This window comes from Agromyces sp. Y575 (assembly GCF_059445445.1).
The window spans coordinates 245,845-269,128 of record NZ_JCAIUI010000001.1 but is presented as its reverse complement, the minus strand read 5'-3'; the positions used below and the strand labels follow the sequence as shown (position 1 = coordinate 269,128).

General features: G+C 65.3%; 26 protein-coding genes and 1 pseudogene. 6 read left to right on the top strand and 21 right to left on the bottom strand.

All coding sequences use genetic code 11. The features are described 5' to 3' along the window. Positions 1 to 298 precede the first annotated feature (298 nt). A complete protein-coding gene (locus AC1C2U_RS01350) occupies positions 299 to 628 on the top strand; it encodes a DUF7882 family protein (protein WP_495359922.1) in 330 nt (109 codons plus the stop codon). A gap of 188 nt (positions 629 to 816) precedes the next feature. Here the strand turns inward: AC1C2U_RS01350 and AC1C2U_RS01345 are convergent, their stop codons facing one another. The 8 genes from AC1C2U_RS01345 to AC1C2U_RS01310 form a co-directional block, all read right to left on the bottom strand. After that, positions 817 to 1,296 carry a DUF4383 domain-containing protein gene (locus AC1C2U_RS01345; RefSeq protein ID WP_495359921.1) on the bottom strand — a complete coding sequence of 160 codons (480 nt, stop codon included), beginning with the start codon at positions 1,294 to 1,296 and terminating at the stop codon, positions 817 to 819. A gap of 255 nt (positions 1,297 to 1,551) precedes the next feature. Beyond that, entirely contained in the window at positions 1,552 to 2,124 is a 573-nt protein-coding gene (locus AC1C2U_RS01340; protein WP_495359920.1) for a DUF3618 domain-containing protein, read from the bottom strand. Then, positions 2,121 to 2,552 (bottom strand): phage holin family protein, encoded by a 432-nt coding sequence (locus tag AC1C2U_RS01335; RefSeq protein WP_495359919.1) that lies wholly within the window; start codon positions 2,550 to 2,552, stop codon positions 2,121 to 2,123. Before AC1C2U_RS01335 ends, AC1C2U_RS01340 begins: the two co-directional genes overlap by 4 nt. Then, positions 2,549 to 3,271 carry a hypothetical protein gene (locus AC1C2U_RS01330; RefSeq protein ID WP_495359918.1) on the bottom strand — a complete coding sequence of 241 codons (723 nt, stop codon included), beginning with the start codon at positions 3,269 to 3,271 and terminating at the stop codon, positions 2,549 to 2,551. The genes AC1C2U_RS01335 and AC1C2U_RS01330 overlap by 4 nt, the downstream gene beginning before the upstream one ends. A gap of 130 nt (positions 3,272 to 3,401) precedes the next feature. Further along, the gene (locus AC1C2U_RS01325; protein WP_495359917.1) at positions 3,402 to 4,412 is read right to left on the bottom strand and encodes a manganese catalase family protein; all 1,011 of its coding nucleotides are present in this window, start codon (positions 4,410 to 4,412) and stop codon (positions 3,402 to 3,404) included. A gap of 132 nt (positions 4,413 to 4,544) precedes the next feature. After that, positions 4,545 to 4,739 (bottom strand): hypothetical protein, encoded by a 195-nt coding sequence (locus AC1C2U_RS01320; RefSeq protein ID WP_495359916.1) that lies wholly within the window; start codon positions 4,737 to 4,739, stop codon positions 4,545 to 4,547. An 88-nt stretch (positions 4,740 to 4,827) separates the two neighbouring features. Then, positions 4,828 to 5,277, bottom strand: a complete 450-nt coding sequence (locus AC1C2U_RS01315) for an SRPBCC family protein (RefSeq protein WP_495359915.1) — start codon at positions 5,275 to 5,277, stop codon at positions 4,828 to 4,830. Between the two features lie 141 nt (positions 5,278 to 5,418). Continuing rightward, positions 5,419 to 6,396 (bottom strand): diacylglycerol/lipid kinase family protein, encoded by a 978-nt coding sequence (locus tag AC1C2U_RS01310; protein WP_495359914.1) that lies wholly within the window; start codon positions 6,394 to 6,396, stop codon positions 5,419 to 5,421. Between the two features lie 286 nt (positions 6,397 to 6,682). On the opposite strand from AC1C2U_RS01310, the gene AC1C2U_RS01305 reads away from it, so the two are divergent. From AC1C2U_RS01305 to AC1C2U_RS01290, 4 genes are all read left to right on the top strand, one after another. Further along, positions 6,683 to 6,829, top strand: coding sequence for a hypothetical protein (locus AC1C2U_RS01305; protein WP_495359913.1), 147 nt, complete (start codon positions 6,683 to 6,685; stop codon positions 6,827 to 6,829). Positions 6,830 to 6,933: 104 nt separating this feature from the next. Then, a complete protein-coding gene (locus tag AC1C2U_RS01300) occupies positions 6,934 to 7,680 on the top strand; it encodes a histidine phosphatase family protein (RefSeq protein ID WP_495359912.1) in 747 nt (248 codons plus the stop codon). 13 nt (positions 7,681 to 7,693) lie between these two features. Beyond that, on the top strand, positions 7,694 to 8,530 hold the full coding sequence (locus tag AC1C2U_RS01295) for an NAD(P)H-hydrate dehydratase (protein ID WP_495359911.1): 837 nt from the start codon (positions 7,694 to 7,696) through the stop codon (positions 8,528 to 8,530). A gap of 91 nt (positions 8,531 to 8,621) precedes the next feature. Continuing rightward, a complete protein-coding gene (locus AC1C2U_RS01290) occupies positions 8,622 to 9,608 on the top strand; it encodes a LysR family transcriptional regulator (RefSeq protein ID WP_495359910.1) in 987 nt (328 codons plus the stop codon). A gap of 40 nt (positions 9,609 to 9,648) precedes the next feature. Here the strand turns inward: AC1C2U_RS01290 and AC1C2U_RS01285 are convergent, their stop codons facing one another. From AC1C2U_RS01285 to AC1C2U_RS01260, 6 genes are all read right to left on the bottom strand, one after another. Continuing rightward, positions 9,649 to 10,890, bottom strand: coding sequence for an MFS transporter (locus AC1C2U_RS01285; protein WP_495359909.1), 1,242 nt, complete (start codon positions 10,888 to 10,890; stop codon positions 9,649 to 9,651). A 66-nt stretch (positions 10,891 to 10,956) separates the two neighbouring features. Continuing rightward, a complete protein-coding gene (locus AC1C2U_RS01280) occupies positions 10,957 to 11,931 on the bottom strand; it encodes a fumarylacetoacetate hydrolase family protein (protein WP_495359908.1) in 975 nt (324 codons plus the stop codon). Continuing rightward, positions 11,928 to 12,986, bottom strand: coding sequence for an amidohydrolase family protein (locus AC1C2U_RS01275; RefSeq protein WP_495359907.1), 1,059 nt, complete (start codon positions 12,984 to 12,986; stop codon positions 11,928 to 11,930). The genes AC1C2U_RS01280 and AC1C2U_RS01275 overlap by 4 nt, the downstream gene beginning before the upstream one ends. After that, positions 12,983 to 14,116: an FAD-dependent monooxygenase gene (locus AC1C2U_RS01270; RefSeq protein WP_495359906.1), complete on the bottom strand. Its 1,134-nt coding sequence runs from the start codon at positions 14,114 to 14,116 to the stop codon at positions 12,983 to 12,985. The genes AC1C2U_RS01275 and AC1C2U_RS01270 overlap by 4 nt, the downstream gene beginning before the upstream one ends. 26 nt (positions 14,117 to 14,142) lie before the next feature. After that, positions 14,143 to 15,150: a cyclase family protein gene (locus AC1C2U_RS01265; protein WP_495359905.1), complete on the bottom strand. Its 1,008-nt coding sequence runs from the start codon at positions 15,148 to 15,150 to the stop codon at positions 14,143 to 14,145. Continuing rightward, positions 15,147 to 16,166: a fumarylacetoacetate hydrolase family protein gene (locus tag AC1C2U_RS01260; RefSeq protein ID WP_495359904.1), complete on the bottom strand. Its 1,020-nt coding sequence runs from the start codon at positions 16,164 to 16,166 to the stop codon at positions 15,147 to 15,149. The genes AC1C2U_RS01265 and AC1C2U_RS01260 overlap by 4 nt, the downstream gene beginning before the upstream one ends. A gap of 259 nt (positions 16,167 to 16,425) precedes the next feature. On the opposite strand from AC1C2U_RS01260, the gene AC1C2U_RS01255 reads away from it, so the two are divergent. Then, complete coding sequence (locus tag AC1C2U_RS01255; RefSeq protein WP_495359903.1) at positions 16,426 to 17,445, top strand: VOC family protein; 1,020 nt, start codon at positions 16,426 to 16,428, stop codon at positions 17,443 to 17,445. A gap of 273 nt (positions 17,446 to 17,718) precedes the next feature. On the opposite strand, the pseudogene AC1C2U_RS01250 reads toward AC1C2U_RS01255, so the two are convergent. From AC1C2U_RS01250 to AC1C2U_RS01220, 7 genes and pseudogenes are all read right to left on the bottom strand, one after another. Beyond that, a pseudogene (locus AC1C2U_RS01250) lies at positions 17,719 to 18,027 on the bottom strand (relaxase domain-containing protein); the annotation flags it as partial. A 78-nt stretch (positions 18,028 to 18,105) separates the two neighbouring features. Continuing rightward, positions 18,106 to 18,297: a hypothetical protein gene (locus AC1C2U_RS01245; RefSeq protein ID WP_495359902.1), complete on the bottom strand. Its 192-nt coding sequence runs from the start codon at positions 18,295 to 18,297 to the stop codon at positions 18,106 to 18,108. Then, entirely contained in the window at positions 18,297 to 18,941 is a 645-nt protein-coding gene (locus AC1C2U_RS01240; RefSeq protein ID WP_495359901.1) for a hypothetical protein, read from the bottom strand. The genes AC1C2U_RS01245 and AC1C2U_RS01240 overlap by 1 nt, the downstream gene beginning before the upstream one ends. 744 nt (positions 18,942 to 19,685) lie before the next feature. Beyond that, positions 19,686 to 20,234, bottom strand: a complete 549-nt coding sequence (locus tag AC1C2U_RS01235; RefSeq protein WP_495359900.1) for a hypothetical protein — start codon at positions 20,232 to 20,234, stop codon at positions 19,686 to 19,688. 606 nt (positions 20,235 to 20,840) lie between these two features. Next, complete coding sequence (locus AC1C2U_RS01230; RefSeq protein WP_495359899.1) at positions 20,841 to 21,515, bottom strand: DUF3644 domain-containing protein; 675 nt, start codon at positions 21,513 to 21,515, stop codon at positions 20,841 to 20,843. 907 nt (positions 21,516 to 22,422) lie between these two features. Continuing rightward, positions 22,423 to 22,758 (bottom strand): hypothetical protein, encoded by a 336-nt coding sequence (locus tag AC1C2U_RS01225; protein ID WP_495359898.1) that lies wholly within the window; start codon positions 22,756 to 22,758, stop codon positions 22,423 to 22,425. Beyond that, positions 22,755 to 23,201: a hypothetical protein gene (locus tag AC1C2U_RS01220; protein ID WP_495359897.1), complete on the bottom strand. Its 447-nt coding sequence runs from the start codon at positions 23,199 to 23,201 to the stop codon at positions 22,755 to 22,757. The genes AC1C2U_RS01225 and AC1C2U_RS01220 overlap by 4 nt, the downstream gene beginning before the upstream one ends. Positions 23,202 to 23,284 lie beyond the last annotated feature (83 nt).

Genomic DNA, 23,284 nt, shown 5'->3' with positions numbered 1-23,284 from the left:
ACCTCCCAGGCATGCAAGCATCACCCCGCTAGCGAACGAGTCGCAGGGGGTTGCACCGATGGCCGAGGCATGCAAGCGCGGGCGTCGAAAGCAGCGGCCTCGCTCCGCATATCGAAGCAGGGGTCGGCCCGCGGACATCGAGCTGGACGATTCGTGCCATCTGTCCTTGAGCACGCCACCGCCGCGTGTCTATCATCGGCGTTAAGTATTGGTTCCGTCGTGGATCTCTCCTTGAGAGTTCGTCGCGCATCCGGTTGCCGCTCGACCCAGGCACCACCGGTGTGGAAAGGGGGCACCGATGGGTCTCTTCATTTACAACAACAAGCTCGAGATCGAAATGGACGATCGGACCCTCGCCCATTTGCAGGTCGTGATCGTCGACAAATTCCGCCGCAAAGAGAAGTTCGCACTGTCCTTGGTGGCGAAATCTCGGACAGTGACGATGTGGATGACGCCACAATCACGACTGCAGTTCGTGTACTCGGAGAGCCGGAGACCGACGCTGAATCGTGCGTGGCTCTACGCACTCTCGGACCTGGTCGGCATGACCGGGATGCTCGGTTTGGTTCAGGAGCCGGCCGAACAGGTCCCAACGGGCGAGAGCGAGCGAATCCGAACCGGCGGATGAGCGATCGGACGTTCAATCGCCACGCGCCAGTTCTGACGCTCCGTACGATGTCGGAATGGGCACTCAACTATCGCTGGAGCTGCAGGTGCCCCGCACGGTAGAACGGTGGCGCTGCGAATGTCAACTGATCACAAGGTAACCAGACTGCGTGCGGCTCGCCCGCAGAATCGGCGAGAGCTACGCGCCGTCTAGCTGGCTGTGCCGGCGGTGCGGTCGCCCCTTTCGCGGCGGCCGAGGACGACGCCGAGCACGATCATCGCCACCGCGAGGAAGGCGTGCAGCCAGTTGTCAGCGGAGTTCAACGGGACGAAGTTCGCGGGGTGATCACCCGAGAGGAAGAGCCCGTATACGAGCAGCAGCGCGTACACCGCTCCGCCCCAGATCAGGTAGTTCTTCGAGAACGCGAAGCTCGCCGCGGCGGCGAGCCCGACGATGCCGTAGAGCAGATGCACCAGATTGTGCAAGATCGACACTTGGAACACGCCGAGCAGCAGGGCCTGCGATTCGTGGCCGGCGAACTGAATCGTCTCCAGGTCCGCTGTAAGGCCGGGGATGAATCCCGCGATGCCGACGACCACGAAGACGATGCCGAATACCAGGGCGACCTTCTGGACGGGCGTTTCGGCGTAGCTTGTGCGATCCGCCGTCGGGCGAACGGTGCTATGCATGACAACCTCCTCATCGATTCGGCACTCGCACCTTGCCGAGGCCGCGGAACCCGCGGGTTCCTCGCGACATGGTCCAACAGCCGCTCGAGAACAGGCAAGGGGGTTGACGCACGCGTATTCGAGTTGGCCGACTCGGAAAGCGTCTCGCCGGAAGGACTGGGAGCTCGCGGCCGGGGCGGCGAGCCGCGCGGCGGCCGTTGAGGCCCGTCACGCCCGGGCGTCCAGTGGCGTCGACACCGTGGCATGTACGGTCAGTCACCCGTGACCCGCCCCGGCGTCGCCGCCCGCGGCGTCGGCCCGCACCCCTTCGACAGCCTCCGCGCCCTCGGCCTTGACGGTCTCGACGGCGTCGGCGGCGCGATCCTTGACGGACTCCGCCGCATCCTTCGCTGGCTCCTGCAGGTGCTGGGCGGAATCCTGCACTGCAGCCTTCATCTCGTCGACGAGCGGCTCGGCAGCGTCCTTCGCCCTCTCGGCGACGCGCTCCTCGAGCTTCGATGCGGGAATGAGCGACGCTGCGAGCAGGCCCGCGCCGAACGCGATCAAGCCGACCGCCACGGGGTTGCCCTGAGTCGTCGAGGCCACCCTGTGCGGGGCATCGGCCATACCCGAGCCTGCGTCCGACAACGCGTCCCGCGTTCCGTGGGTGGCATCGGATGCCGCGCCCATCACTCGATCCTTCAGCGCGGTGAACGCGTGCTTCACTTTGCGCCCCTGCCGCTCGGCGATCTTGCCGGGGCTCACCTTGTCGGCGAGGGCGTCGACATCCTGGCCGAGTTCAGCTCTCGTGCGTTCGATGTCCTCGCGGATCACATCTGGATTGCTCATCGGTTCTCCTCATTTCGCTTCAGTGCATCGGGAATCTCCTTGATCGTCTCCACGGTCTCGGGCATGCCGGAGATGGATTCGATCTCGCGCTTGCCGACAAGGGCGAGGACAAGGGCGACGACGCCCCAGAGAGCGGCGACGATCAGCGCCGACCACGCGTTGCCCATCAGGTAGCCGAGCGCCCACCACAGGGCGACGGACAGGAACGCGAGTGCGAGGAAGCCGGCAACACCGGCGCCGCCGAACATGCCAGCGCCCTTGCCCGCCTTCGCTGCGGACTCCTTCAGCTCGGCCTTGGCGAGGTCGACCTCCCGGCGCATGAGCGTGGAGATGTCGCGGGATACCTCGGCCAGCAGCTCCCCGACAGAGCTCGCGTCGGCCTGTCGCTCGGACGGCGTGCGGGTCTCGTGGAATCCTGGATCGCTCACCGCAGATCACCGACCTCGGTCGGGAACTCGGAGTCGGCTCCGAAGGTGCCGGTGGCGCGGCTGGCGCCGGTGCCGGCTCCGACACGCGTCGCGCTGGGCGCGACGGTCTCGCGAAGGGGCGGAGCAGGCGGCGCATCGAATGCCATCGTCGGGGTCGAGTCCGTCGATCGTGATGGCCCGTCAGACGAGTCATTGCCGGATGACGAGGCGAGCGCTCTGGCCAGGCGACCGACCACGAGTCCCGCGCCGATTGCGATCGCGATGAAGACGCCGGGGCGCCGTCTGGCGAACTGCTTCACGTCCTCGACGACGGTGCCAGGGTCGCGGGTGCCGAGCCAGGTCGCGACAGAGTCGATCCGATCGCCAGCAGCGCGCACGAGCTGCGGCGCGTAGCCGTCGTCGTCCGATTTCTCGGCCATCTTGGAGAATGACGATCCGGTCGCGTGCAGGGCGTCAGCGACACGGGTTTGCTGCGTGGCGGCCTGCTCGCGCAGTTCGTCGCCCACTTGCCCCGCAAGCTTCTTCGCCTGGTGGCCGGCCTCCGATGCGACCGATCGCGCCTCGTCCTTGGCCGTCTCGGCGACCTGGTGGGTGGCTTCGCCTGCATCTGCGGCGAGGGAGGACAGCGTGCCGTCACTCTCCGCCCCGACACCGACTCGCGATGACTCCGTGGTCGCAGGCGAAGAGCCGGCGGTATCCGGAGTAGTCGGCTTGCTCATAGTGATGCTCCTTCTCTCGTTGGTGGATGGCCAACGCTAGGTCGGCGATCCTCGGTGAAACAGGCCCTTCCCTTTTGACGGATCGCGGCGTATAACGCGCGAGCCGGTCTCGGAAGGCCGCGCGCCTGCATCACTTCTTCGACGGACTCTGGTTCTTCGGTTGAGATTTGGTTCGGGATGCCGCAGCGGAACCCACGGGGCCGAACAGCGGATCAGCGGCCTCGGCCATCTCCATCTCTGCGGTCGCCTGCACGAGCGCGAGGAGATCGGGATCGAGGCCGGGCGCGTACTCCTCGAACCGCTCAGGAGCGATCGTGGACGGCACACCCTCGGGCGCCTGCTCGCGTGCATCGAGCTCGGTGCCGTCGTTCGAGGGCGACATGCCCCGGAAGATGCGGCCGGCCTCCGACTGCCCCGCGAGGTCGAACGTGAACTGCTTGCTCTGCAGGTTGAGGTCGAGCAGCCGCTTGACCTCTGGGAATTGCTCGGCGTTCGTCTTCGGAATGGGCAGCAGGGTGTTCCACTTCACGCCGAGCGATTCGAGCGCCTTCGCATAGGCGTTCTCATGGGCCTGATCGCGCACGATCAGGTACGAGATCGTGGAGCGCGCGGTGGCGTTGTCCGTCATTTCGTAGATGCGGCACTTCTGCAGCCGGCCGGTGGACTCGAGCATGAGGTTGTAGAGCAGGTCGAGCGGCAGATTGCCCGAGTTGTAGACGTAGCTGCCGAGCCACGGGTTGCCCGCTGCATCGACCGGCATGGCGCCCTGCGCTCCGACCAGGTAGTGGTGGATATTGCCCTCGTCGAGCGCGATCTTCAGCGGGGTCGCGCCGCCTGCCCCTGGTTCGTCAACCGGGTCGGTGGGCTTGCCCTGGTACCGCGGCGATCCGTCGAGCAGCCGAGAGATCGTGGTTCCGATGAGTTCGACGTGGCTGATCTCCTCGGTGCCGATTCCCTGGATGAGATCCCGGTACGGCTTGCCGTCCGGCCCTCGGAAGTTCATCGCCTGGAACAGGTACTGCATCATCGTGCGCATCTCACCGAACTGTCCGCCGAGGCCCTCCTGCAGCGCGTTCGCTGCACCCGGATCCGGCTCGTCGGGAACGATCTCGTTGATCAGTCGTTGCACGTGGAAGAACATTTCTACCTCCTGAATTGCTCCGTCGTCGTCGCGGAGGAGGCTAGGCTACGTCGGCGATCGTCGACGCGAGTAGGGGTTGACAGCCCGTGCCGCGTCCGTCTCAAGCCCATCCTTCGCGGGTGGTCGACGTGGCTATTCGCCGCCTTCGCGGCGCGGTATGAGGAGAGCAGCGTCGATCGGGCCGAGTTCGCGCTCGAAGCGTTCGCCCGCCGCCTCGACGCCATGGGTATCGGCCACATCGACGGATGCCGCGAGCCCGCGTCGCCCGCGCTGCTGGACCTCGTCGACAGTGGTCGACAGCCGCCGCTGCTCATCGCGTGCGATCACCCGACGTCCCACCCGGCGCCGCCCAGTTCGCGCACGACGGCGCGGCCGAGTCCGGCTGACCTGCCGAGCACGTCAGCGACCGGCCGCTTCAGGATTCCCCGTTCTGCTGCCGGCCCTCGGCCACGAAGGCGAGGCGCTGGAGCGTCTCACGGTTGCGCACGTGGAGCATCGGGTCGGTGAGCACTCGCGGCACCCAGGTTCCAGGGCCTTCGACCGGCTCCTCCTGGATACGGACGAGACACCCGCTCCCGTGTCGGCGCACGTCGATCGTGACCCGCGCCTCACCGATCGGCCAGCCCTTGGCGCGCATGACCGCCCGGTGAGGCGGGTTCCATTCGAGGCTCACCGTCTCGTCATCGATGAGGATCGGCCAGACGCCGACGGAGTGGGCGAGGCTGCTGCCCTCGTTCGGCCACGCGGCATCAACGTCGCGCATGCGCGATGCGCCGACCACCCACGTGGGGTAGAGCCACCCGTCGGCCAACACGTCGAAGACCGCCGACGGCGTACAGCCCATCGATCGGACGTTTCGCGACATGTCGCTCCCTCCCGGCCGACACGCGACGACCTCACCTCGACGCTAACGGGCAAGTCGCGAGGCCTCGCGGGGTTGACAGCGCGGAACTCGACAAGCACGACGCAGCCGAATGGAGCCTCCTCGATTTCTGGATCGGGAGGATCAGGCGTCCCTCGGCATCCGCACGACAAGACTCGACGGGTCGACCCAGGTCTTGAATGAGCGCGCCTCGCCGAACGAGTCGCCATCGAGCTGAATCTGTTCCGGTCGGCTGAGTGACACCACGAGCTCCTTGCCCTTCAGGTAGTCGAGCGCGCGCACATCCTTCGTGAGACCCATGAGTCGACGACCGGCCGATGTGCGGCGCAGGACCCCGTTCTCCCAGAAGATCTTGGTCATGATCTGCACCCAGCCGAAGAACCCCTCCGGGCGCAGCATGACGATCTCCAGTTGACCGTCGTCGAGGGCCGCGTCGGGAAGCAGCAGGATGTTGGCCGGCAGTGAACCGCAATTGCCGATGATGATCGTGTGGGCACGAACACGGTGAATGCCGCCGGTGTCGAGCTTGTAGCGCAGCCGCAGCTGGTCCTTGTCTTGGAGAGCCAGCCCGATCGCCTTGACGTAGGCCAGCCACCCTGCCTTCTCTTTCAGATCATCATCCGTGTTCGCGAGCATCTTCGCGTCGAGGCCGAGCCCGGCCATGACGAGGTAGGCGTGGCGACGTGTCTTCCCGTCGTCCGCGCGGATCTCAATGAGCGCCATATCGATCGGTCGGTCGGTGCCGGTCAGGGCGGTTCGCAGCGAATGCTCTGGATCGTCGAGAGTCAGGTCCAGGTTTCGGGCGAGGAGGTTGCCGGTTCCTGTCGGGAGCAGGGCGAGTGGAACGCCGGAACCGCGCAGCGATTCCGCCACGACGCGTACGGTGCCGTCGCCTCCGGCTGCGATGACGACGTCGACACCACACTCCAGTGCTCTGGCCGTCTGACCAGTTCCGGGATCTTCCACGGATGTCTCGAGCCACAGGCTCGGCTCCCAGTCGCCGTCCGCTTCGAGCGCTTCCAGCACCGGCCGCATCGAGTCGGCGTCGAGTTTTACCGGGTTGTAGATGAGGGCTGCGCGACGGTTCGGGGTGGTCTGCATCTTCAGTTCCTCCTAGACCGCGGTTCCGTCGGCCGTGAGCCACCCGAAGAATGCGGAGCCGAACTTGATGCCGGGGAACTTCTCCCCTCCCGCTCAAGAACATCCTCTCAGAGGGTGCTGCGCACTTCCAGTGGTATTCGGCTCCTGGGGCCTCTGCCCCTGGGGCCTTTGCACCGTGCGAGACGATATGTCAACCCAGAGACGAGTAGCGAGCGACAGACGTACGTTTGCCCATGCACCTCATGAAGGTCAGCGACCCTCGAGCATCAACAAGAAGGAGCAGAACATGACTACGGGCGCCTCAGACCAGCACAAGGATTCACGCGATCCCGACCAAGCTGACGACCCCGCACTCGACACCAGCGGAGACGAGGGCTCCCCCGCAGCGATCGAACGTGACGTGCACGGGGAGCCGGAGAACCCGTCAGGCTGATGTACCCGCCACGCGGGACGAGTCGAACGAAGCAGAGTCGATCGGAGTAGGGAGCTTTCGCCGGTGCGGCGGTGCCGATCGAGCGATCGAAAAGGGGCGGTGCAATGGAGGACTTTCCGTGGACGGAGCTGTGGCTCATCCGGCACGGGGAGAGCTTGGGCAACGTCGCCGCCTCGGCGGCTGAGGCCGCCGGTGCCGAGGTCATCCCGCTCGACATCCGCGATGCGGACGTTGGCCTCTCAGCGTCAGGGTTGGAACAGGCGATCGCGCTACGGCCGTGGCTTGCCCAAACGCTGCCGTCGCTCGCAGCCGTCTGGTGCTCGCCGTACGCACGTGCCCGCGAGACACTGAACCTGGCTCTCGGCGACGACGCTCCCGAGGCGCGGATCATGGTGGACGAACGACTGCGCGACCGTGAGCTCGGCGTCCTCGACCTACTCACCTCAGTCGGTGCACTGCACCGACATCCCGAGGAGGTCGCCCGACGGCGCCACCTCGGAAAGTTGTACTATCGGCCACCCGGCGGCGAGTCCTGGGCCGACGTCGTCCTCCGTCTCCGCTCGTTCCTCTCGGACACGTCGGAACGGGGAGAGCAGGCTCACAGCGGGCTCATCGTTGCTCACGACGCGATCGTCGTGCTGATCCTCTACGTCCTCCTCGAGCTCTCGGAAGCGGACCTGCTGGACTTCGCGCAGACCCACACCGTAGCGAACGCGTCGATCACGCACCTCGTGCGGACCTCTTCAGAGCAGCCGTGGGAGGTGGCGGGCTTCTCCGACGTCGCCCACCTCGCCCACCACGGAGCACCCGTCACCGTTCACTCAGGAGACCGCGATGTCAAGCCGAGCTGACGACGCAGGGAATGTGGAGATCACGCCGGCCCGCCTGCGCGCCTGGCCGCTCCCCGAACCCGGCGACTCCAAGTACAGCCGAGGCCGGGTCGTCGTGGTCGGTGGGTCGCTGACCGCTCCGGGCGCCGTTGCGCTGGCCGGGATCTCAGCGCTCCGCGTGGGTGCGGGTCGGCTAACCCTGATCGTGCCCCGAGCAGTCGCCGTGCCGCTGGCTCTGGCCGTGCCGGAGGCGGGCGTGTTCGAACTCGGTGACGACGGAACACTTTCTGGCGACGCACGCGGTGAACTGGAGGATGCGGATGCGGTGCTGGTCGGCCCCGGGCTCGCCGACCCCGATGTCACTCGGCTGGCGCTCAACCAGGTTCGGGAGGCGATGCCGCCGGACGCGCCACTTGTCCTCGACGCCTTCGCGCTCGGGGTCCTTCCAGATCTCGATGGCGAGGCGGCGGCCTGGCCGAACCCGCTCATCCTCACTCCCAACCGCGGTGAGGCGGCGATTCTACTCGGCAACGACCACGAGGGAGACGACGAGGATCTCGATCGGATCGCCGAACGCTACGGAGCGGCGGTCAGTTGTTATGGGGTGATCAGCCAACCGGGTGCTCGATCCTGGCACATCCCCTCAGACAACCCTGGGCTGGCGACCTCGGGCAGCGGGGACGTCCTGGCTGGCGCCGTGCTCGGCTTGGCGGGACGCACTGACGACATCGCTCAGGCGACTGTCTGGGCTACCTTCCTGCACATAGCGGCGGGAAATGACCTCGCTGCCGATGTGGGTTCGATCGGGTTCCTGGCGCGGGATATTTCCGAGCGACTCCCAAGGGCACTGAAGGCGACAACTGGCGCCTGAAGCGCGCGGCCTCCTGAACCGCAGCGTCAGTCGTGAGCGCTCGCACTCCAGTCACGTCGTCTCGAGATTCGTCTGAGGAATAGAGTGTCGCGTGAACATAGGTGTCGCTGATGCGTCGCCTCGAACTCGCGAAGGACACGACGACGTGCCGACCCCTCATAGCCTTTCTCGACTCGACCTGAACCTCCTGGTATCACTGGACGCCCTCCTGACGGAGCGGAGCGTGACGCGCGCGGCCGAGCGGCTCAGTCTGAGCCAGCCCGCTCTCAGCGCATCACTGGCGAGGCTGCGCGTCCATTTCAACGACCAGATCCTCTCCCGGCAGGGCAACGCCTACCGGCTCACCCCGTTGGCGTCGCGACTGGCGGAACAGACAGGTATTGCTCTGGACGCGGCGCAGCGAGTGTTCGCCAGCCAGGCCGCGTGGAATCCGAGCGAGTCGACGCGCGAGTTCACCGTGTATGGCTCCGATTACGGCTTCGCCACCGTCGGTCGCACTGTTGCCGACCTGGCCAGCGAGCGTGCCCCCCGTGTTCGATTCCGCTTCATGCTGCACAACCCGAAAATCGTCGAGGATGCTCTGACAGCGCTCCGGTCGGCGGACGCCCTGCTCATCCCTCACGGGTTCTTGACGGATATACCGTACGTCGATGTGTCCTCCGACGGATGGGTGATACTCGCATCCGTTGACAACGATCACATCGGAGACCAGCTCACGATGTCGGATGTGGCGACGTCTCCCTGGGTCTTCACGTATCAGTCCCGGTCCGCCTTCACCTCGGCGAGCCGCCAGCTCCAACAATTGGGTATCGAACCGAATGTCGAATGCGTCGTCGAGGGCTTCATGACACTTCCCTCTTTCATCGCTGGTACGCGACGCCTTGGGCTCATCCAGGCGCATCTCACGGAGTTCGCTCTGCAGAATCCGAGCATCCGCGTTCTGACGCCTCCGTTCGAGGCCACGCGAATCACGAATGCCTTGTGGTGGCATCCGATCCACCGCCGTGACCCCGAACACATATGGATGCGCGAGCTTTTCGCTGAGGCGGGCCTCGTTCTCGAAGCTACGCCCAGCTGATCGGGACCCGGTCGTCGCCCTGGGTCCCGACTTCAGTCCGTCAGTGCGAGGCCAGCTGTTGGGCTTCGACAGGCGGCGCATCCGCACTGTGGCGTAGTCCGAGCCCCAGGGCTACAGCAGCGACGGCGCAGGCGATGCCGACGATGCCGACGGCGATCGGCAATCCTCCAACCGCGGCCACAATGGCTCCGATCAGGATCGGGGTGAGGAACTGGCCGAGGAAGAACGCGGACTGCCACCACCCCGTCGAGCGACCGCGTTCCTCGAAGCGAATGGTGGACAGCGCCCAGGTCAGCATGGAGGGCAGGAGGAGGCCCGAACCGAACCCGGCAACGACCGCGCCGATGACGACGCCGGGTACGCCGCCGATGATCCAGATGATGAGCATGCCCAGCGCCTGGAGACCGAACGCGAGTGGGAGCAGGAATCTCGGCCCACGCCTGGCGAGCTTCGGGAAGGTCAGGGCACCAGCTGCGGTTACTAGGGACGCCCCGGCGGCAACTGCACCGATGATCGCGGTGTTCGCAGGATCGACGCCGTTCGCTACGAGGAGGTAGCTGGTCTCGATGAGCATCACGTAGAACGTGAACCCGCCGAATAGCGCGACGACCAAGGGAAGCCGCAGCCGTCGCCACGGGACAGGAACCTTGGCAGCGGCGGTGTGCGTGTCGGTCGCGTCGGCACGGCTCGGCTCCCAGAGGCCGAAGATCATCGGAATCGCGATGACGAGACTCAGGGCGTAAATCCAGAACGGCGTGTGCCATCCGCCGACGCCGAGTGCACCACCGAGGATGATGAAGACGGTCGCTGCGAGGGTCGTGACGACGGTCTGCAAGCCGAGGTACTTGTTGCGCCGCTTCTCCTCGTGGAAGTAGTCGACGATGAGGGTGGTGCAGACGGTCATGATTGCCGCCTCGGTGATGCCGACTCCTACTCGCGTGGCGAGGATGAGAGAGAGGGACTCGAGGTAGGCGGGGGCCGTACCGACGAAGGCGTACGCGATCATCGCGATGATGAGCAGCTTCTTCCGCCCGAGGCGATCAACGATCTGGCCCGCGAACGGCGCGAAGATGGCGATCATGAGGGCCGGTATCGCGACGATCATCGGAACGAGGATCGCAGCTCCGGGTTCTGCGCCGAACACTTCGGAGAGCTGCGGAAGGATCGGTGTGATCAGGACCGCGCCGAGGACCGGCATGCAACTGCCTGCGAGCAGAAGCACCGCCTGCCAGACGCCCGCACGCCTGACAGCGGCGGAACGCCCGATGGTTGAGTTCGTCATTGAATCTCCTGGGTAGTGGTGGGTGTTGGGGCGCCGACCGGCGAGAGGCGTCGGTCGGAGTTTGAATTACGCACGTTGGCGCAACCGAGGTCTGGAACGAGCTGGCCGAATGGGTGGTACGTCGATCGCCGAACCCACCGTGTTGCGGATCTCGCCGATGCCTTCGATGCGCATGACGACCTCGTCGCCCGCGACCAACGGAGGCGGCGAGAGTACTCCGCGCCTCCCCCACAGCTCGGCGAGGCAGCCCCCGTTGCCAGCAGTCCCGGACCCGAGCACGTCCCCTGGTACAACGCGGCTGTTGCGTGACGCGTAAGCAACGAGCTCGGCGAAAGGCCAGCCCATGTTCGAGAGGAGATCGGATCCGATCAGCTCACCGTTCACGGTCACTTCCATTGCGACGGGGAGGAAGCCTTCGTCGTCGTGCAGGGACGCGAACTCGTCAGCCGTCACGATCCAAGGACCGAGCGTGATGCCGAAGTCCTTACCTTTGCAGGGACCGAGACGCACTTTCATCTCGCGCGCTTGGATGTCTCGCGCAGACCAGTCGTTGAAGATGACATACCCGAAGATGCGCTCGGCGGCATCGGCGGGTGTGAGGTTGACGCCGTCGCTGCCGGGCACACCGCCGATAACCGCACCGACCTCGAGCTCGAAGTCCAGCCGCTCACTTGCAGGCGGCACCACTGCCTGACCGGTCGCGAGGACTGTGTGCGGGTTCGTGAAGTAGAACGTGGGCAACTCGTACCACTCAGGCACGACCTCGCTGGCGCCGTCGATCGAGGCAGTGACGCCCTCGACGTGCTCCTCGAAGGCAACGAAGTCACGGATGCTCGCTGGCCGCAGTGGCGCCAAGAGTGTGACATCCGCGAGCGGGATTCCGTCGCCGGGATGAACGGACGCGCCGAGCTCGAGTGCGGCAGCCAGCCCCTCCTCGAGAACGTCGGCCATATTCACGCCGTCGGGAAACGCCACTACGCGGTCGTCGACCACGAAGCCCTCAGCGGCAACACCATGCTGCTCCCATCGTGCGAGCTTCATCGGGCCACTCCGGCGGTTCTGGCACCGAGCACGGGTATGAGCTTGACCGCGTTGGTAGACAGGATCATCTGCTCGGCCTCATGGCCCAACCCCGCCGCATCGACGCGCTGCACGGGGTCGTCGACCCCCATGTCGAACGGGTAGTCGCTACCGAGGACCACGCGGTCGGCGCCGACGACATCGACGAGCGCGCGGAGAACGGCCGGGTCGTGGACGAGCGAGTCGAACCAGAGCCGGCGCAGGTAGCTGGATGGCGTCTCCAGGCAGCCATGCGCTTCGGGACGGACCGCCCAGGCGTGATCGGAGCGACCGATGTAGCCGGGAAGGTAGCCGCCGCCGTGGGCAGCGATGATGCGCAGCCCCGGATGCCGGTCGAGCACACCCGAGAAGATCAGGTGCGAAAGAGCGGCGGCGTTCTCCGCCGGCTGGCCGACGGTGTTCGACAGGTAGAACCGGTCCAGTCGTTCGTCGAGGGTGCAGCCGAACGGATGCAGGAAGATCACCGCCTCCAGTTCTGCGGCGCGTGCCCAGAAGGGCTCGAGCCGCGGATCCGAGAGCTCGACGTCGCCAGCGGTCGACGAGATCTCGACGCCCGCGAGGCCGTGCTCGATCCTCGCGTCCTCGAGGGCGGCGACGACGAGGGCCGGATGCTGCAGCGGAACGAGGCCGAGTCCGACGAGGCGGTCCGGGGCGCTCGCGACCAGTTCGGCGGTGAGCCTGTTCGCCTCGCGTGCGACCCAGGACGCATCCGTCTCCGAGGCCCAGGGATAGTAGTGGGAAGGCGACGGCGAGATGAGCTGCACGTCGACGCCCTGGGCGTCCATGTCCGCCAGGCGCAGCGGCAGCTGGGTGAGGCGCGCGAACCGGTCGCGGATCATCGCGCCCGACGCCGCCAGGCTCGCGGCGCCGTTCCGTCGCGCCTCGAGTTCGCCGGCGGCCGCGAATCCAGCCGGATCGCGTTCCTGCATCGCACCCTGCAGCTGGGGAAGGAGCACATGGGCGTGCGCGTCGACGATCGGCGCGGCGGGAGCGTCCTCGGATATTGTCGCGCTCATGCCGGCTCGCTCACGAGTGCGCCGATGCGACCCATCAGGCCCGGGATGTCGGCATCGCGTCGCTCCTCGATCAGCCAGGTGCCGAGTTGGACGGACGCCTCGACCACCTCGCGGGCTCGCGACAGTCGTCGAGCGTGGAAGGCGTCCCAGAGGTCCTGGTCGACGGCATCCGCCGCGAGCAGTAGTTCGGCGAGGACGGCTGCATCCTCGACGGCCTGTGCCGCACCCTGCGCGAGGGTCGGTGGCCCGCTGTGGGCGGCCTCGCCGATGATCACGACGCGGCCGCGGTTCCATGCGTCGGGCACGACATGCTGAGTGAACCAGGTGTAGTTGACCCGGGAGGCGGTGGAGAGGCCGGCTCGGAAGTCATCCCACGGGCCGTGGTAGCCCAGCGACAGGTCCCGCATGATCTCGACGGCCTGCTCGTCGGTGACGCCCGAGCGGTCCTCGGCCTTCTCGACAAGATAGGCGTACATGCTGTCCTCGCCTGTCGGGCAGTACCCTGCGATGTAGCAGGGACCGCCGTAGTACAACTCGGTGTGGGTGACGGATGCCGGCCGCGTCACGAAGGCCCGCCAGATACCCATACCGGTGCGCTGCGGGCCGACGTCGATTCCGATCAGCTCCCGCACGTGGGAGTGGAGGCCGTCCGCGCCGATCACGAGGTCGTAGCGGCGACTGGAGCCGTCCGAGAGAGTCACGTCGACTCCGTCGGCGTCGCCCACCAGGTCGGTGACGGTCTGTCCGAAGTGCACCAACGCCCCGACGGCCGTCGCCCGGTCGACGAGGATGCGCGCCAGGTCAGGTCGATACATTCCGACTGTCGCCGGGAACGCCGGGCCTCCGGTGCGCTGATCGGGGATCTCGGCCAGAATTCGAGCCTCTGGGCCGGGGGTGCGGAGGCCGAGGACATCGAAGCCGTAGCCGGCCTCTTTCACCTGCTCCCAGATGCCGAGCTGGTCGAAGACTCGCAGGGCGTTCCCTTGCAGAGTGATACCTGAGCCGAGGGCGGAGACGTCGGGCTTCGCTTCGAAGACGTCGACGGTGACGCCTCCTTCTGCGAGGAGGATCGCGGCCGCTGTCCCGGCCGCGCCGCCTCCGACGATGGCTACGCGTGAAACTGCGCTCATGTTGGTCTGTGCTTTCTGGTCTGGGCTTAACGGAGGGCGATCGGGTTCACGGGGGAACCGACCGCGCCCGTGATGGGGAGAGGTGGTGCGGCGAGGAGGAACTCGTAGTTCCCCGTTGCCGCGCAGTCGCTCGCAAGCTCGTCGAGGTCCCACATCTCGCCGATGGTGAGGCCCAGGTTCGGGATGACGACCTGGTGCAGTGGTTGGAATGCGTCGTCGAACTCGTTGGGTCGTACCTCGAATCCCCACGTGTCCGTGGCGATGGCGGCGATCTCGGTGCGGTGCAGCCAGCCGGCGGTCGTGAAGGAGAGCCCGGCCGATGGGCCACCGGCGTAGCCGTTCCATCCCTCGCGGCGGGCCCGCGTGTAGCGGCCGGTGCGCACGAGCACGATGTCGCCGCGGCCAACCCGGCTGGTCGCACCCTGCGCTGCGATGCACGCCTCGATCTCCTCCGTGGTGATCGCGTAGGCGTCAGGGACTTCGCCTTCGCCGACGGCGGTGCCCGGGCGGAGGAACCGCCCGAGGTCGAGAAGCACTCCACGCCCCACGAGAGCGGCGGCCATGTGCTCGATTCCGGTGACGAGATCGCCATCGCTCGTGACGACGTCTCCCGCGCGACGGCCATTCCAGGCGAAGCCCCGGTCGAAGATGTGGCCGAGCCCGTCCCACTGGGTCGAGCACTGGAGCGGCATCGCGACGACGTCGTCCGCACCGCCGAGGCCGTGGGGGAAGCCTTGCTTGCCTGCTTCGGCATCCGTTCCCGTGTCGAGCATCGTGTGCACCGGGTTTGTGCGCCGGCGCCAGCCGAGTTGGGGACCGTTCATGTCGAACGGCTGGGACAGCGAGAAACTCACGCCGCGTCTCACCAGGGCGGCCGCCTCGGCCCGCTTGGCGTCGTCGATGAAGTTGACTGTTCCGAGCACGTCGTCATCGCCCCAGCGACCCCAGTTGCGGAACGCTTCCGCCGAAGCGATGACGGCGGACGTCGCGTCGCCGCGGTCCAGTTGCGTCGGGTCTTCCGTCGGTACGTTCATCGGGTCTGCTCCGCCACGCAGCGCACAGTCTGGGTGCCGAGGCCCTCGATCGTGGCGACCATCACGTCGCCGTCGCGGAGGAGCCTGCCCCATTTCGCTCCGTTTCCCGCGGGGCTGCCCGTCAGCAGGAGGTCTCCCGGCAGAAGCGGCATGTTCTGGGAGGCGCCGGCGATCAATGCGGGGATGTCGAAGAGGAGGTCGCTCGTCGTCGCATCCTGCATCGTGTCCCCGTTCAGCTCGAGGCGGAGCTGCAGCGCGCCGGGATCGGCGACGGCCGTGGCGGGCACCAGGAAAGGTCCGACGGGGAGGAAGCCGGGGGCATTCTTGGCGCGGTACCAGTCGGTGCCGATCTCTTTCATGTCCTGGCGGAAGACCAGGTCACGTGTCGTGATGTCGTTCGCGATGGTGAATCCGGCCACATGGTCCATCGCGTCCTCCCGGTCGATCCGGTATGCGGGCTTGCCGATGACGACGGTGAGTTCCAGCTCCCAGTCGTGTTGGTCGCTGTAGCCGGGGAGCACGAGATCGACGTCGTCGCCGACGACGCACGCCGGGAGGCCGATGAAGAAGTACGGGATGCCCTCGCGAGCCCGGGTGTCCATCATGTCCGCCGCCCACTCTCGCAGCTCCTCCACCGGGCGCGGGTCGGTCTTCTGGCGCCCGGCCACGACGAGGTCTATGACGTGGGTGCGGTAGTTCGCGCCGGTCTGCAACACCTGCCGTGGTTCCACCGGTGCCGTCAGGGTGACATCGGCGAGGTCGAGCCAGGTTGACTCTTCAGCCTGGCCGCCTTGCGCGAGCGAGGCGAGCCGGCTCCAGCCATCAGTCCCTTGAGCCAAGAAGGAGTTGAGATCGGGAGCACCGAGGTCGGTCTCGGACAGGGAGCGGATGCGGGAACCGACAACGAGCCCGAGCTTGGGTCGGCCGCCGGATTCAGCTGTAGCGCCACTCGCCTCATTGGCTCGGTAGCGGGCGAGGGCGAATGAGCCTGTCAGGCCTGTCGACGACGATGTCACGTGGATCTCCGATCACGGCGGCGCAGCGTTGCGACCGTAATACCATCCAATCGATCCTGGGTACATCAGTGAAGCGCATATGACTTATGGAGCGCATCAGTCTTCCTGATGTCCTCGCGGGACTACTAGTGAGCATGCCCATCACCGAGCCTGATGCTCCTCATCATGAGATTCAGCTTCCCTGATGGACCGTGCTTCGCGACAGTGGGAGGGCAGACAGTCGACCGTCTGGCGACTTCACCGAAACGAAGGATCAACGATGATCAAACTCCTCTCCCATCTCTCCCACGTGGAGATCACGACGACCGACGTCGCAGCATCCGTTGCCTTCTACGAAGAGCAGGTCGGGCTGCGCACGATCCACACCGAGGGTGGAAAGCACTACCTCCGCGCCTGGGGTGACTACTACACGCACAGCCTCGTGATCTCGAATGGACCGGAGACGACCCTGGCTGTGATGGCGTGGCGGACCTCGAGCGATGAGGCCCTCGATGAGGCGGTACGGCGCATCGAGGCAGCAGGGCACGGTGGGACCTGGACCGAGAAGAGCTTCGGTCACGGCCGCTCCTACACGTTCACTGGTCCGTACGGTCACGCCATGGAGCTCTACTGGGACGTCGAAAAGTACAAGGGTGAGGGCGAGTTCGCATCCGTGTATCCCGACCGACCGGAGCGCCGCAGTCGCCACGCGGTCGCGCCGCGCCAGCTCGACCATGTCACCGTCGCGTCGAGCGACGTCAAAGGCTTCGCGAAGTGGTACAGCGACGTGCTCGGTTTCCGGGCCATGGCATTCACCGAACTCGACGAGGCACCGCTGACCGTCTTCGGCGTCATCACGACCAATGAGAAGTCGCACGACCTCGGCATCGTCTATGACGGATCCAGCCGTGCCGGCCGGGTCAACCACTACGCCTACTGGGTCGACACCCGCGAGGAACTCCTGCAGGCCGCCGACGTGCTGATGGAGAACGGCACTGACATTGAGTACGGACCGTCGATCCACGGCATCGGTGAGCAGAGCTTCCTCTACTTCCGCGACCCGAGCGGCATGCGCGTCGAGGTCAACACGGGCGGCTACCGCAACTACGTGCCCGACTGGGAACCCTACGACTGGAAGCCATCGCAGGGATCGAACAACTTCTACCGCAACGGCTCGATGCCGATGTCGATGACGGAATCGTTCCCCCCGGCAGATGGCCCCAGCGCGACCGAAGAGGGCGTGCACCCCGACACCCTCGCTTACATCATCAACCCGTACGCGAAGCAGGGTCGCGGATAGCAGCGGGACGTGTGCCGCGAAGGGCGGGGAGGGCAGACGCCTTCCCCGCCCTCCTGCCGTGCCGTCAGAACACTTCGATAGACGCTCGATGGACCACCTCGGGCGACGGCGGGCCAGAGATGGAGAGGTCAGGCCCGCTCGAAGACCGCCGCGAGGTCGTGGTGTTGCCCGATTCGTCATAACCGTATCCGGCGGTCGTTCCGCCGTCGTGGGTTACCGACGTGACCGCGTGGGCGAGCCGCTCCCGGCGCCGGGTACTCCTACGTGTCCGAACTGCCGGAGCGGTCGTAGCGTCGCCTGTGCACGGAGCTTCATGATCGTCGCCCGACTCGGGCGGCGGCCGCGCGCCTCCACGAACGCGGCGATGAGGCGATGGGTCACGGCGTCGATGTGGCGTGCGCGCGTCGAGAACTCCGTGACCAGCGCCTCGGGTACCGCGGCGATCGCCCACGCCTGGTTGCGGTCGCGCTCGCGCAGCTCCCATTCGACGCCGAGCGCGCGGGTGAGCGCATCCATGAAGAGCGCCTCGTGCAACTCCGACAGAGCCACGACCGCGCCGTGCAACGGGTGTCGCCATCGACCGCACCCCGTCGCCGGCAACGACCGTGCGCAGGAGGTACCGGAATCCGTCGCCGTCACTCATGACCCGCACCGACACCGTCACCGCGTCTCAGCCGACCATGCCTCAGAGATCTCGATCACCAGAGCTGCGTCGGCGTACTCCAGGAGTTCCTCGTCAGGGAACCCGTCGAATGCGAGTGGGATCTCCAACACTTCACCCGCCGCTTTCCGCGACTCAACCTCAGAGAACCCTCCCCAAAGCATCCCGCACACACCGTGCAGCGTCGCCATCACGCCTGTGCCTCAAGCGCCTTGATGAATCGTACGAAGAACTGCCAATCCACTGGCGGCACAGTGAACTCCATCGGGACGCCCTCGATGATGGCGGCCTCCGTTCGATCCTCACGGATCGCGTCCGTCGCATAGACGAACATCACCTCGGACGGGCTCACGCGGTAACCGGCGTACTGCACTCGGGTGAACCCCTTGATCACGTGATGGCGATAATCGCCGTACGTCGGCCCGGTCGCCACGAGTTCCCATCGCAGATTTGGATGCTCCACGATTGCGGCCTGACCTAGGAACAGCCCCACATCCATCGCAATCGAACGCCACTCTACCGCCGGCCACGCACCCGATCCGTCCGGGCCAACGTGCGCGAGGAACCACTCATTGATGAGCTGCAACTCTGCCTCGCTGGTTCCCGAAACTAGGCCGAGACGCAGGAGCAGTCGCTCAAACGCTGCCACGCGGACCGGAACGGCTGCAAGAAAGCGCTGGTACTCCGCTCGAGCGTCGCGACCAGACAAACCCACCCATTGGTGAGGCCAATAGTCGAACACGTCATACGAGCCGAGCTCAACATCGTTCATTTCATCGACCCGCAGTTGATTCTTTTGCTTGCAGTAGCAGAGCGACGCTATCGGATGGCCCAACCTTGCCAGTCGACGGACTGATCAGGAGCACCCATTCGGCAGATCGAACACCGGAAGACGGATTTGCAACGATTTCCGCGTCCTTCATGATCTGCCGATAGGGACTGCTGAAGGTTTGGTTGACTCCTGCCCCCCATCGTTTGGTGGTGCGGGAGGATGGAGCGTCATGCCCCAAGAAGTACACGGATGAGTTCGCGGTAGTTCGTCGCGGCGACGGCGCGCAGCGGCAGATCGCGAAGGACTTCGGGATCTCGAAGACGGCACTCTCGGCCTGGCTGCACAAGGCCGAGCTCGAAGAACGCGGCCTGATCTCGGCCGGACCCGATGGCGATCTGGCACGAGTCAACTCAATCCTCAGCAGTCCCCATCGGCCTACCGTGGATCGGCGCTGAGGGACGCCTGCGCACGGCGATGAGGGCGTCGTAGTCGGCCTCGGAAGCGGCCGGCCATTGCAGGACGAGGACGAAATGCATATCTGCCTACCAGGGTACCGGGGGGGACGGAGAGAATTGGCTATCTGCTTCTGGATGTAGAACAGCTGCCCCGCTTCGGGCGCTCGTTCACGGGCGATTTTGAGAACGCCTCCGAAGTCGCTGAGTGGCTGTCGCCGCCTTCTCTGGACTTGAACCGCCCGAACCAGATGCAGCGTCAATGCGAATGTCCCGGCCACGGATCCGCAATGAGAACGGCGGCCGCCGCTCTCGGCGGCATCAGGGCACGAATCAGCTTTCCAAGGCCGAACGTTCAGTCTTCGATTCGATACTCGATTTGCGTTCCGTCTGGCAGGTCGCGCAGCTGTACGGCTAACTCACCCCGCAGGCACATTGCCCCAACGTCGTCCATCGCGACGAGGTTCTCGGCGACGAACTCGCCGCCGAGCACGAATGGCACCTTCGGCACCAACCTTCGTCCCATGGGCAATGAGCCGGAGCGCCTCTGCCATTCGAGGGCCAACGGGTATCCCGTCAACATCTCAAATTCGGCCAGGATCTTTTCTGCCCAGTGCTCGAGGCTGGACGCCATGGGGGCATGATGCCCAGTCTCGGGGTCGAAAGTCACAACAACGTCATTCAGGAGCCCGAACTGACCCCCGAAGATGTCCTCCGCAAAGAACCAGGGGCCATCCGCCATTCCGGCGTAGCACTCTCGCCACGAGGTGGAGGAATTCCAAGCAGCGAGGTCGCCGGATGCCTTGCCTGCACCGCGAACCACTAACGCGGATTCATAGGCCGAGAATCCGTTTTCACGACGGAGCAGCTCCTCCAACTCATCGCCGAGCCTGCCATTGGGCATTCCCGCGACTGGCCCATTGGCTCCTGGTCCCGCACTCAATGACAACAGCTTGCTCAAGTTCGGTCCAAGCGTCACGGATCAACTCCCAACGAGATTTGCGGCCCTGTCGGCCGGTATCCCGCGTCGTACCCGGCTGTGGAAGCCCCTCATCGATTTGAAAAAGCACCAACGGCCTATTTCGGCCTTCTTCAATGCGAAAAACCCCTGTGATTCTTCCGATTCATCAGGGGTTTTTGCTAGATCTGAGGGGACTCGAACCCCTAACCCCCTGACAGTGCTGCATTTCGCTTGAGCGCACGTGTTTGGTTGTGGATGCCAGTAATCATAAGGTCGGGCGGCCGTGCGGGCGACGTGGAGATGCCGGTTGTTGTGGTCATTTGCCGGTACTTGTGGTTGAAAAGGGACCCAAAAGGGACACAGTGACGACCAGGCGCGAGCTGTTCTGATCTTGGTGCCGCTCGCACTTCCGACCGCAGACCCCTTCGCGCCGGCGCACGGTGGTGAGGCGGTAATCTTCGTACTCTTCCTTCATCTACCGTTACGTTCGGAAAACGGGCCGGGTGCCCAACCTCGATCTGCCGGAAGCTTGGCGGTACGTGAGGCGATCTACTTGGCCTTCTTGGCTCGGGCCTTGAGATGTGCGCCATACTCCGCTCGGATAGTGTCGAGTTGCTCGTCCGTCAGCTTCGCGAGATGCGCGACGGCGTCTCCAGACCAAACATGAGCGGCCCCGTGGCTGTGCTTCCAGGCGAACTTCGGATTCTCGCGAAGGGACTCCTTCCAGCAGACCGCCTGGTGGTCGTAGCTGTTGAGCTTCCGCCCAGACCTCTTCGAGTTCACGCGCTCTATCAGCTCGGACGCGTTGTAAGGATGGGTCTGGTTGGGATCCGTCTTGCGGACGGCGACCTGCCCGTCAGCCGTTGGAGCTACGGCCACGACGAGATCAGCGCTCGTCATATTCTTCACGGACTGCATGTGGATGTCGTACACGGTCGCGACACGCCCCATATCCGCACTGGCGGCCTGTGCGATGTCCATCAGCCCCCGCAGCTCGTTGATGAAGTCTTCAACCTCCGCGATCATGGTCGAGTTCTTGTCAACTTTCATGAATTGGACGGCGTCGGCCGGCGCTGTTGCCCCAATCGGCAGGAGTTGCCACGTCATCGAGTCAGCAAGGTCCTTCTTGAATCTCGCGACCATGAAGTCTCGATAGTTCAGGACGTTCTGCTGTAAAAACGGGTAGATCACCGCGCCGAGACGGGCAGGTCCTGCGGGAACCACCCATCCAGTCCGCGGCGAATCGGGGATCCAATGACCACTGATCGAGGTGCCCTGTGAGGGACCACATCCGGATCGTTGTCGGCCTGCACGGGTTGCACGTGCGGGGCATAGGTGGTCACGGTTCCGGATCCGACGACGCGTGGGCGCATCGAATGGCCGCGCGAAATGCTGTCGACGGTTTGAGGCGATGCGGCGCACTCGTAGAGGTTTCATTGGCGGGCCCGGTTCGGTCCCGGTGTGCACCTCGAGCGACGCGCGAAATTGGCCGGCGAAAGTCGTAGAGCCAGGCAGGTGAGCTAGGAGCGGCCGCTGATGCGTCAGCCGCGTGGACGAGACCGATCCAACCCAGGATGAGGCTTACGAGGGCAACGAGCAGACGTCACGACACCGAGAACTCCTGAAGCGTTTCGGGCCAGACGACGGTGTACCGATCGCCGTCGGCCGACCTGTACGCGGCTCGCACATCGGCCCACCGTGGATCGGCGCTGAGGGACGCCTGCGCGTCCCGAAAGCGTCGAGTGGTCGGTCTGTGTGGACGAAGAGGTTCATCTCTCCAGAGCCAAAGTCGTGCCCATCGACATAGCCATGGGCATCGTCGAGATCGGACTCCAGGGTGTCTTCCATGGCGATGAGGGCGTCGTAGGGGGCCTCGGAAGCGGCCGGCCATTGCAGAACGAGGACGAACGGCATATCTGCCTACCAGGGGTACGGGGGTGGACAGAGACAATTGGCTATCTGCTTCTGGATGTAGAACAGCTGCCCCTCTTCGGGCCCGATAGGCAGCGTCTCGTGAGTGAGCGCTCGAGCGCAAGCATGTCCTGTTTCGGACCTCGGGCAATGATGTTGAGGCTGCCGCCGTTGAGTTCCTTCGAGGTGTACCGAGTAGCGGAATCCTTGGTGATTCCGTTCAGAACGGGCTGTCGAAGATGTCGCCGTCGTTTTCGGCGACGCGGCAAGTGACGGCGACAACCGGATATCGACGGCCTGCAGAAAGCAGGACGAAGAGTCGCTGAGGGGCAACCTCGCCGAACGCAGCGTTCACCGCCGCGCGATCCTCCTCCGCGCCCATGTCCACGGCCAAGCCATTGAGCACGCGCGGCGCAGCGAGGTACTCAACGCCTACGAAGACCACGTCGACGTTGCGAACGGCCTTAGAGCTCTTCGGGCTGCGGACAAGTAGCGAGCCGTGGCTAACCCTGTACTCCCAGAGCTGGAACCTACGGTCGGAGTAGTCGGCAATCATTCGAACGGGCTCCCAACTCGCATGCCGGTCTGCCAAAATTCCACATTGGGGAAGTTGCCAGTTCGGATCTGCAGCAACTCCCAGTCGGTAGCGCCACCCCGGCCTGACGCAGCTCTCGTGACACCCGGCCAGACGTCAACGCCGTCGAGGTTGAACAGCACTCGCTGGTTCGGGTCCTCAAGGTTTTTCAGCACCCCGGACTGCCAGTTCACCGGATCATCGAATTGTTTCCACGTGCTCGCACCGAGTGTACTCGCGAAGTCGTCGAGGTGATCATCAATACCCATCGCGAAGGGCCTAGCGGCAGCGGTGCCAGATGCTGACGTGGCCGCAGAACTCGCCGCCGATTTGGGGAGGGTGGCCGCGGCGGCTTTCGATACGGCAGCTGTGATGGCGTTGCTTACGCCTGGCGCGATAGCGCCGGCGATCGCACCGCCGAGCATGGCTTGGGCGTACCCGTCCGCGGTCTTCGGCCCGGAGGACCAGTGGTATGTCGACACTGTCGCGGCAGCACCGGCGACTATCA

Coding starts and splice junctions, on each gene's coding strand:
- AC1C2U_RS01245 (WP_495359902.1), bottom strand. CDS start 18,297: ATGGCGACGCTGCACGGTGTGTGCGGGATGCTTTGGGGAGGGTTCTCT.
- AC1C2U_RS01285 (WP_495359909.1), bottom strand. CDS start 10,890: ATGACGAACTCAACCATCGGGCGTTCCGCCGCTGTCAGGCGTGCGGGC.
- AC1C2U_RS01345 (WP_495359921.1), bottom strand. CDS start 1,296: ATGCATAGCACCGTTCGCCCGACGGCGGATCGCACAAGCTACGCCGAA.
- AC1C2U_RS01325 (WP_495359917.1), bottom strand. CDS start 4,412: ATGTTCTTCCACGTGCAACGACTGATCAACGAGATCGTTCCCGACGAG.
- AC1C2U_RS01265 (WP_495359905.1), bottom strand. CDS start 15,150: ATGAACGTACCGACGGAAGACCCGACGCAACTGGACCGCGGCGACGCG.
- AC1C2U_RS01300 (WP_495359912.1), top strand. CDS start 6,934: ATGGAGGACTTTCCGTGGACGGAGCTGTGGCTCATCCGGCACGGGGAG.
- AC1C2U_RS01330 (WP_495359918.1), bottom strand. CDS start 3,271: ATGAGCAAGCCGACTACTCCGGATACCGCCGGCTCTTCGCCTGCGACC.
- AC1C2U_RS01315 (WP_495359915.1), bottom strand. CDS start 5,277: ATGTCGCGAAACGTCCGATCGATGGGCTGTACGCCGTCGGCGGTCTTC.
- AC1C2U_RS01270 (WP_495359906.1), bottom strand. CDS start 14,116: ATGAGCGCAGTTTCACGCGTAGCCATCGTCGGAGGCGGCGCGGCCGGG.
- AC1C2U_RS01225 (WP_495359898.1), bottom strand. CDS start 22,758: ATGATTGCCGACTACTCCGACCGTAGGTTCCAGCTCTGGGAGTACAGG.
- AC1C2U_RS01275 (WP_495359907.1), bottom strand. CDS start 12,986: ATGAGCGCGACAATATCCGAGGACGCTCCCGCCGCGCCGATCGTCGAC.
- AC1C2U_RS01280 (WP_495359908.1), bottom strand. CDS start 11,931: ATGAAGCTCGCACGATGGGAGCAGCATGGTGTTGCCGCTGAGGGCTTC.
- AC1C2U_RS01350 (WP_495359922.1), top strand. CDS start 299: ATGGGTCTCTTCATTTACAACAACAAGCTCGAGATCGAAATGGACGAT.
- AC1C2U_RS01305 (WP_495359913.1), top strand. CDS start 6,683: ATGACTACGGGCGCCTCAGACCAGCACAAGGATTCACGCGATCCCGAC.
- AC1C2U_RS01220 (WP_495359897.1), bottom strand. CDS start 23,201: ATGCTCGGCGGTGCGATCGCCGGCGCTATCGCGCCAGGCGTAAGCAAC.
- AC1C2U_RS01235 (WP_495359900.1), bottom strand. CDS start 20,234: ATGCCCAATGGCAGGCTCGGCGATGAGTTGGAGGAGCTGCTCCGTCGT.
- AC1C2U_RS01340 (WP_495359920.1), bottom strand. CDS start 2,124: ATGAGCAATCCAGATGTGATCCGCGAGGACATCGAACGCACGAGAGCT.
- AC1C2U_RS01310 (WP_495359914.1), bottom strand. CDS start 6,396: ATGCAGACCACCCCGAACCGTCGCGCAGCCCTCATCTACAACCCGGTA.
- AC1C2U_RS01255 (WP_495359903.1), top strand. CDS start 16,426: ATGATCAAACTCCTCTCCCATCTCTCCCACGTGGAGATCACGACGACC.